Raw genomic sequence first — 8,507 nt, forward strand, 5'->3', positions numbered from 1 at the left:
TTTAAATTCCAAATTCCAATTGTTGCGATTTTGGAATTTAAATTTTGGAATTTAGTAATTTTCGTGCCTTCTCCAAATCTTCAATTGTATCAATTCCGATTCCAACGTGCGAAGTTTCTACCATTTTGATTCTTTTTCCGAATTCTAAATAGCGTAATTGTTCTAGTTTTTCTGAAGCCTCTAATGATTTCATTGGAAGTGAATAGAAATCTAAAAGTGCTTGTTTGCGGAAAGCATAAATTCCGATATGTTGAAAATAACGAACTCCAACGTTTACTTCTCTTGGATAAGGAATTACAGAACGTGAAAAATATAAAGCAAAGCCATTTTGATCGACAACAACTTTTACATTATTTGGATTATTAATATCATCTTCATTGGTGATTTCTCTCATTAAAGAAGCTAAATCTACTTTTTTGTCAGCGTCCTTTTTAAAAACTTCAATGACTTTTTCTAAAGGTTCTTTGTTGATGAAAGGTTCGTCACCTTGCACATTTACTACAATATCAACATCTAAATTTGCAACTGCTTCGGCAATTCTATCGCTCCCACTTTCATGTTCTTTTATAGACATTATGGCTTTTCCACCATTAGAAACTATTTCATCGAAAATCAAATTGGAATCCGTAACTACAAAAACATCGTCAAAAAGATTGGTTTCTTTTGCAGCTTCGTACGTTCTAAGAATTACAGTTTTTCCACCTAAATCTTGCATCAATTTGGCAGGAAAACGTGTTGAAGCGTAGCGAGCAGGAATTACGGCGATGATTTTCATAGTTTCGGGTTTCGGGTTTCGAGTTTCGAGTTTCGGGTTAACTCGTAACACGCAACTCGCAACTATTTTAACTTTTTAAATATCCAATAAATTACTCCAAAGATAATAACAACGAGGATAACTGCAACTATTGGAAGGAAAATTGCTAGTGAACTTAATGTTATTGCTGTTCCGGTTTCGGCGGTGGAAACTACTGGATTTCCTAAACCTGCTGTTTTTACGGAGGATGCTAATCGTGTTGTGGTTGTTAATCCTTGAAAGGCGGTTGCAGAACCACTTCCAGCGATTATGGCTAAAATTGTAGTCATTGTTGGAGAAATATCTACCATTGTGGAAGACATAACTACAAATCCAGCGATGGCGGCTAATGGCGTTGCAATTGTATCCAATAAATTATCAATAAACGGAATGTAATATCCAAATATTTCAAAAACCATGGCTACACCAAGGCTTATCAATGCTGGCAAACCACCAATCCATGCCCAACTTTCATTCAGTGGAATTACATTAAAATAGGATGCCAAACTCAATGCAAAAACAGGCAAGAAAACTCTAAATCCTGATGCTGAAGCTAATCCGATTCCGAGGCAAATTGATAAAATGGTTTCTAGATTCATTTGTGATTATTATTTATCAAATATATCGTTTTATTTTTATCTCCAACTTTTTCTAAAAGATTTAAATCGATGCCTTTTTTCAAATCTCTACTTGCCGTGGCTGATGAAATATCTTTGAAAACATTCATGTAATCGTTTCGTTTAAACTCTTTTTTACCCAAAGAAATAAAATAATCTAAACGATCATTATCGGTTAAAATTCGATTATTGAATTTTAATAATTCAAATAATGCTTTATCAATTACGTCTAACATATATTCTACAAAAACAGTCGATTTTCCTTGTTTATCACTAATTGACAACGCTTTATAATAATTTTCTTGTGTTGCACTGATGATGGTTTCAATTGGTAAAAACTCAAAAACTGGATACTCGTTCATCAAAATAACAGTTTGCCAAAGCCTTCCCATTCTTCCATTGCCATCTAAAAACGGATGAATAAATTCCATTTCGTAATGAAAAACACACGCTTTTATTAATGTCAATTCTTCTTTATTTTTGACATAATTGAACAAATCTTTCATCAAAAACGATAAGTTTTCTGCTGGTGGCGCAAGATGAGCCAATTTAGAGCCTTTTACAATTCCGACGCTATTTTTTCTGTAACTGCCGCTGTTTTCAACTAAATCTTTCATCAAAATTTGATGTGCTTCGAGAAATGATTTTTCAGAATGTGGCTTGAAAGTTTTTAACTTGTCATAAACATCAAGTGCGTTTAGAACTTCAGCAATATCTTTTTGAGGCGCTAAAACTCTTTTGTTTTCAATAATTGCAGTAATTTGTTCTTCAGTTAATGTGTTTCCTTCTATTTGAAGTGAAGAATGAATGGTTTTGATTCTATTTTGCTTACGTAATTGTGGAGATTGTTTTACCAAATAAACCGCATTAACTTGCCCGATTTTCTCTGAAATTGATGTAATTAGCTTTAAAATTAAAGATGTAATTTCGTAAGGTGGTTTCATTGATAGTATCATTTGATAGTATCAAAGGTAGTGATTTTTATTAAATCAACTATTTTCTTTTAAGAATTCGAATCAAAATCGATCATCCATTCGATGCCGTATTTGTCTCTGAACATTCCAAAATAAGAACCCCAAGGACTATCTTGAATCGGCATTTCAACTGTTCCGCCTGCAGAAAGTCCGTTGAAAAATTTATCGGCTTCTTCTCTACTTTGGGCTGAAACTGCAATTTTTGATCGGTTTTCGTTTTCGTTTACGGTTCCTAAAAAGCTTGGAACATCGTTTGCCATTAGCGTATTGTTGCCAATTGGTAAAGCAATGTGCATGATTTTATTGGCGTCTTTTTCATCTACTGGAAAATCTGGACTTTCTAAATCTTTGAGACGCGTAATTTTAGTGAATTCTCCACCAAAAACCGATTTGTAAAATGTAAATGCTTCTTCTGCGTTTCCGTTATAGTTTAGATGTACGTTTATTAGTGCCATGGTTTATTGGTTAGAATTATATGATTCAATATTTTTATCTCTCAAAATTGTCCTCAAAACACTATAAATTATTCCTGTATTCCAATCATCTAAATAACTAAATGCTTTGTTTAAATCAGTAGGATTTGTATTTGAGTATATTGCAAAATAGGTTTGATAATTTTTTGTTCTAATGTCGTTCCAAAGAATTTTTATTTCTTTTTGCTTAACCAAATTATCAACTTTTAAACAAATGTAATCTTTGGTAAATACCACATTTTCAATTTGAAAATCTTCTCCTTTATTGTGTTTATCAATGTAATTATTTATTATCTCCGAAAAATAATTATCCCATAAAGAATTCAGAATTTCTTGATATTTTGAATGGTAATCATGTTTTTTATTACCAAAATAGGTTATAAAATTAATCTTTATTTCTTTTCCAACTTGATTTTTAATGAAAATTTGATACTCTCTACCAAAAGTAAAATAGAACGTTGTCCATTTTATACCGAATCTGTAGGCAATAATCTCCTCTTTATTAAAAGTTGTAAAAGTGTTGTTTACAGTATCTTTATCTTCAAAACTTAAATAATGTTCATTGATAATTAATTCTCTTGAACAATTATCTGAAATTCCTCGTTTTATATCAAAAATAACTTCTTTCATAAGAAATCAATCAACTAGTTTTACATTTATTTCTTTTGGAACTTTTCTTCTTTCTAAAAATCCATCAATCTTATTATCTAGAAGTAATTGATTATAATTGTTTTTAATATATGGTCTTCCACCATCGTTTGGATGAAATGCTTCTGTTAAATATTCTTTTTCATTTTGAAACAATTCTCGAACACTTCCATCTAATTCAACAAAGACATATTTAAAGAGATTGCTTTTAGTAGTATTATTTGAAAATATTTTTTTTAATATATTCATAAAATAGGATGTCTATGTTGTTGATCTTGTTTTTTGACTATGAATAAAAATCCACGCTATCGTTTAAGTATATTCTTTTTGTAATTTTTCAATAGCAGAAATTATTTTGTTATAATTTAACTTTTCTACATCAATAATAACAATTTCTTGAATATTTTCTTCAGATTGAATAGGAAGAAATATTCCACTGAACAAACCATCTATTAAATCAGTTACTCCAATAGTCATTATATCATGGTTTGGCAAATAACCATTTTCGATATCTCGAATTAATATTTCATCATCAGACATATCGTGTATCAAATCTTGTTGCTTGCCCACGCTACTAATCCATAAAACATTTCTATCAATTACTTTTCGAATAATTTCATCGAAATAATTTCTATTGAGCACATCAGCAAAAATAACTACTGACCAATCTTTGTTTGGAAATTCATCAATCCAGTTTTTAGTTGTATCGAATTCAACAAAATTAATTTTTACTCCTTTTATTTTGGTGAGATTTTTCATGAGCTTGTTTCTAACTAATAAATATAAATAACTCTTTTAAAATTATAATGTTTATTAATACCAAATATAACTATTTACTATAATCTACTCCAAAAAACTCTCATCCTTAAACCCAATCAAATACAATCTGTCTTTTGCTCTTGTAATTGCGGTGTAAAGCCAACGAATGTAATCTCTGTCGATGCCTTCAGGTAAATACGGTTGTTCTATGAAAACAGTGTTCCATTGTCCGCCTTGGCTTTTATGGCAGGTTATGGCGTAAGAGAATTTTACTTGCAATCCGTTGAAGTATTCGTTCTCTTTTACTTTTTGGAATTTGGCGTATTTGGTGGTTAAGTGTTCGTAATCTTTCATCACTTCTTCATACAATTGGTTAGATTGCTCATAGGTTAAGGATGGTGATTCGCTTTTAATAGTGTCTAAAATCAGTACGGTTTCAAACGGAATTTGGTTTGGATAATCGACCATTCGTATTTTGACTTTGGCAAATTTGAATCCGTATAATTCTTTGAAACTATAAATTTCCAAAACTTCGATGATGTCACCATTGGCAATGAAACCAGCTTCGTCTTTTTCTTTCAACCAAAAATAATTGTTCTTCACGACCATTAAGAAATCGCCAGTAGATAAATCGCTTTCTTTGTCGAGGATTTTAGTTCTAATTTGTTCGTTGTATTGGTTCGCTCTTTTGTTGGAACGCACAATAAACGCCGTATCTTCAATAGAATAATTGCTGTAGGCTTGGTTAATGGCATCTTGAATATCATAACCATCAGTAAGGCGAACAATGTCTTTGAATCCTCGCAACTTGAATTTGAATTCGGTGATGAAACTGTCTTTTAAAAGTTCACGTAATTCGGTGGCGTTGTAGAGAATTCCGGAGTTTAGTTCTTGACGCATTACTTCGTCGAGTTCAATCCAATCTACTTTTTTGTCGTAATTGAGTTCTAATGTATCGGTGTTTAATGCTGGCGAAATATCTAAATTCACTGGCGGAAGTTGTGCCGTGTCGCCAAGTAAAATCATTTTACAATTTTCACCACTATAGATGTAGGAGATTAAATCGTCGAGCAAACTTCCGTTTTCGTACATTTTGCTTTCGGCGGCAACATCAGAAATCATGGAAGCTTCATCGACTATGAAAATGGTGTTTTTGTGTTTGTTTTGTTGCATTGTAAAAGCCACTCCGCCACCACTCGACTTCTTTGGAAAATAAATTTTCTTGTGAATTGTAAAAGCTGGTTTGTTGGAATAATTGGCAATGACTTTGGCAGCGCGACCTGTTGGCGCTAGCAAAACGTATTTTTTATTGACTTCAATTAGATTGTTTACAATGGTAGAAATTACGGTGGTTTTTCCTGTTCCTGCGTATCCTTTTAGTACAAAAATGCTGTCGTTGTTGACATTGGTGATGAAAACTGCGATTTTTTGAAAGAAGGCATCTTGCTTAATCGTGGGATTAAACGGGAAGTTTTGGGATAAAATGGAATAGAAGTTTTTGGTTGCCACTTGGAATTATTTAACCGCAAAGTACAGAAATATGTTTAGAAGTTTGAATGTTTAGGAGTTTAGTTTATTAACATTTTTTGGAACACAGATTTAAGAAATTGGAATAATTTTCACAGATTTCTTTAATTGGTTCTGAAAGTTCGATAATTTAAAATAATGCAAGGAACACTGATTTAAGAAATTGGAATAATTTTCACAGATATTATAAATTTCTCAAATTTCTCTAATCTGTGTTGCTAAACTTAATGTTGTTTTGAAAATCTGATTTTGTAAAAATGGATGACTAATTAGCCCTGATTGGAGCAGTTACCTTGTAACGCGGAAAGCAGGAATAAGGTTTGTAGAAATGCCCAAACCATTCGCTCCTTAAAAATAAAAATCGTAAGTTTGCGGTGTTAAAAATGGAATTTCAAAATGAGTATTACGGACAAAACTTATAAAAAACTAGCTATTCAAGTTTCTTTGAATGGGTTGTCGTTTTGTGTATTTGATACTTTGAGTGGCAAACCTGTGGTGTTGCATAACATTCATTTTGATAGTTTTCAGCGTAGTGCGAAGATTGAAGATTTGTTTGCTTCGGTTTTTAGAGAACATCCTGAATTGAGTCATAAATATGATGAAATTGAGATTCTCCATAGTAATAATTTGTCGACTTTTGTGCCGACAGCTTTGTTTGACGAGGAGTTTTTAGGAAGTTATTTGCAATACAATACGAAGGTTTTTGAAACCGATTTTTTCACTTTTGATGCTTTAGATAAATATGAAATGAATAATGTTTACATTCCGTATGTGAATATGAATAACTTTTTTATTGACCAATATGGTTCGTTTGAATACAAACATGCGAATAGTGTTTTGGTTTCAAAATTATTGGATTTATCTAAGAATAATGAGGAACGCAAGATGTTTGTTCATGTAAGTGAAAGTCATTTTGAGATTATTGTGGTTCAGAATCAGAAGTTGCATTTGTTTAATTCGTTTGAATACAAAACGCCTGAAGATTTTATTTACTACATTCTTTTTACTGCCGAACAATTGCAGTTGAATCCTGAGAATTTCAAATTGGAATTGCTTGGAGCGATTGTTGAAACCGATGCTTTTTATCAAATTGCCTACAAATACATTAGAAACATAAGTTTATTTAATGTTTCTGATTTTACAAATAACTTCACGGAAAAAGAAAACCGCGAACACTTTATACTACTTCACTCGTGAGAATAATTTCTGGAAAATACAAAGGAAGACGAATAACAGCTCCAAAAAACTTACCAGTTCGTCCAACGACTGATATGAGTAAGGAAGCGTTGTTTAATGTGCTGAACAATCATTTCAATTTTTCGGGATTGAAGGTTTTGGATTTATTTGCTGGAACTGGGAACATTAGCTACGAATTTGGTTCGCGTGGATGTGATAACATTACGTGTATCGATGGCGATATGGGTTGCGTGAATTTCATTAAGAAAACGGCGAAAGAATTTGATTTGAATATCACTGCTATTAAAAGTGATGTCTTTAAATTTTTAGAAAAACACAAAGGTAGTTACGATATTATTTTTGCCGATCCGCCTTATGGAATTGAGCAAAAGGAATTTGAAAAACTAATCGAATTGGTCTTCGAAAACGAATTGTTAGACGAAGAAGGTATGATGATTATGGAACATTCAAAACATACCAAACTTGACCACATGATGCATTTTTCTTTTCAAAAGAATTATGGTGGTTCTGTGTTTTCGTTTTATGAGTTTGAGGTTGATGATGAGGAAGATGAAAGTGAGGAAGAGTAATTAATAAAATTCTACAGCTTCTATTTCATCATTAACGAATTCTACAGAAATCATTATTTCAGAATCATTTGAGTAATATTCAAATTCATAGTCTACCGAATTGGTTTCCTCTTCAAGGTAAATGTAAAGATCTTCTAAATTAAAATCTCTTATTAAATCGATATTTTTTTCAGGGAATTGCGAATCAATTTTGGTTTGTATTTTAGATTGCAATTCAGCAATTGAATCCATTATTTGATACGTTTTCTGCAATGTACTTGAAAATGGACCATTAGTATCACCGTCTATACTAATTGAAATTGGTTCTCCATTTTTGTTTTTATACTTGTATTCGGTATCCCAAGTAAAGTAGATATCTTCCTTTTTATAGATACATATCAATTTTCCTAATTTAGAATCAATTAAAGTTTTTTCTAAAGATTTTTTAGAAAACAAACTCCCAAACAATAATTTTAATACCTGTATCATAATAATAAAAAAAAAGCAGACCTATAAGCCGGATTCTGTTCTCGTCTCGTTCCTAAAAACGAGACGATACCTTATCATTTATCTAGTCTCGTTGTTACCAACGAGATCAATCTTTCTACCCTTCGACAACGGACGAGTAATCCTTAAATGTCGATATACTTGAAATTTCACCGCATAGAGTTTACCTGGTTTCACTACAGCCGAACTGTACATACTTTCTGTTGCACTTGTCCTCGTCTTTCAACGGTTGGGCGTTACCCAATATGCTACTCTTTGGTGTCCGGACTTTCCTACTCGTCCCAAAAGACGAGTCGATAAGGCGGTCTGCGGTGCAAAGGTAGAATTTAATATTAGATTTTAGATATAAGATTTTAGATATGTACATAATTTGATATTTGATTTAATTCTGTACTTTTATTAAAAATTATTTTTATGAAAATTAAATTTTTTGTTTTTTTCGTACTATTTGGAATTAGCAATTG

The 8,507-nt window shown here is 31.8% G+C and carries 11 protein-coding genes and 1 other RNA gene; 2 read left to right on the forward strand and 10 right to left on the reverse strand.

Going from position 1 to position 8,507, the window contains the following annotated elements:
• Positions 1 to 37 precede the first annotated feature (37 nt).
• From kdsB to DIU01_RS02365, 8 genes are all read right to left on the reverse strand, one after another.
• Positions 38 to 775 carry a 3-deoxy-manno-octulosonate cytidylyltransferase gene (kdsB, locus tag DIU01_RS02330; protein WP_290831651.1) on the reverse strand — a complete coding sequence of 246 codons (738 nt, stop codon included), beginning with the start codon at positions 773 to 775 and terminating at the stop codon, positions 38 to 40.
• 62 nt (positions 776 to 837) lie between these two features.
• On the reverse strand, positions 838 to 1,392 hold the full coding sequence (locus tag DIU01_RS02335) for a DUF4126 domain-containing protein (protein WP_290831652.1): 555 nt from the start codon (positions 1,390 to 1,392) through the stop codon (positions 838 to 840).
• Complete coding sequence (locus DIU01_RS02340; protein WP_290831653.1) at positions 1,389 to 2,354, reverse strand: Fic family protein; 966 nt, start codon at positions 2,352 to 2,354, stop codon at positions 1,389 to 1,391. Before DIU01_RS02340 ends, DIU01_RS02335 begins: the two co-directional genes overlap by 4 nt.
• A gap of 59 nt (positions 2,355 to 2,413) precedes the next feature.
• Entirely contained in the window at positions 2,414 to 2,839 is a 426-nt protein-coding gene (locus tag DIU01_RS02345) for a VOC family protein (protein ID WP_290831654.1), read from the reverse strand.
• Positions 2,840 to 2,842: 3 nt separating this feature from the next.
• Complete coding sequence (locus tag DIU01_RS02350; protein ID WP_290831655.1) at positions 2,843 to 3,487, reverse strand: hypothetical protein; 645 nt, start codon at positions 3,485 to 3,487, stop codon at positions 2,843 to 2,845.
• A gap of 6 nt (positions 3,488 to 3,493) precedes the next feature.
• The gene (locus DIU01_RS02355) at positions 3,494 to 3,754 is read right to left on the reverse strand and encodes a hypothetical protein (protein WP_290831656.1); all 261 of its coding nucleotides are present in this window, start codon (positions 3,752 to 3,754) and stop codon (positions 3,494 to 3,496) included.
• A 63-nt stretch (positions 3,755 to 3,817) separates the two neighbouring features.
• Positions 3,818 to 4,264, reverse strand: a complete 447-nt coding sequence (locus DIU01_RS02360; RefSeq protein WP_290831657.1) for a hypothetical protein — start codon at positions 4,262 to 4,264, stop codon at positions 3,818 to 3,820.
• Between the two features lie 84 nt (positions 4,265 to 4,348).
• Positions 4,349 to 5,773: an ATP-dependent RecD-like DNA helicase gene (locus tag DIU01_RS02365; RefSeq protein ID WP_290831658.1), complete on the reverse strand. Its 1,425-nt coding sequence runs from the start codon at positions 5,771 to 5,773 to the stop codon at positions 4,349 to 4,351.
• A 414-nt stretch (positions 5,774 to 6,187) separates the two neighbouring features.
• On the opposite strand from DIU01_RS02365, the gene DIU01_RS02370 reads away from it, so the two are divergent.
• Together DIU01_RS02370 and rsmD are read left to right on the forward strand one after the other, a co-directional pair.
• Positions 6,188 to 6,988, forward strand: coding sequence for a DUF3822 family protein (locus DIU01_RS02370; RefSeq protein WP_290831659.1), 801 nt, complete (start codon positions 6,188 to 6,190; stop codon positions 6,986 to 6,988).
• Positions 6,985 to 7,557, forward strand: a complete 573-nt coding sequence (rsmD, locus tag DIU01_RS02375; RefSeq protein WP_290831660.1) for a 16S rRNA (guanine(966)-N(2))-methyltransferase RsmD — start codon at positions 6,985 to 6,987, stop codon at positions 7,555 to 7,557. The genes DIU01_RS02370 and rsmD overlap by 4 nt, the downstream gene beginning before the upstream one ends.
• On the opposite strand, the gene DIU01_RS02380 is transcribed toward rsmD, so the two are convergent.
• Together DIU01_RS02380 and rnpB are read right to left on the reverse strand one after the other, a co-directional pair.
• Positions 7,558 to 8,025: a hypothetical protein gene (locus tag DIU01_RS02380; protein ID WP_290831661.1), complete on the reverse strand. Its 468-nt coding sequence runs from the start codon at positions 8,023 to 8,025 to the stop codon at positions 7,558 to 7,560.
• A gap of 8 nt (positions 8,026 to 8,033) precedes the next feature.
• Positions 8,034 to 8,356, reverse strand: an RNA gene (gene rnpB, locus DIU01_RS02385) — RNase P RNA component class A.
• Positions 8,357 to 8,507 lie beyond the last annotated feature (151 nt).

Origin of the sequence: Flavobacterium sp. (genome assembly GCF_003525665.1) — a bacterium.
Lineage (GTDB): Bacteria > Bacteroidota > Bacteroidia > Flavobacteriales > Flavobacteriaceae > Flavobacterium.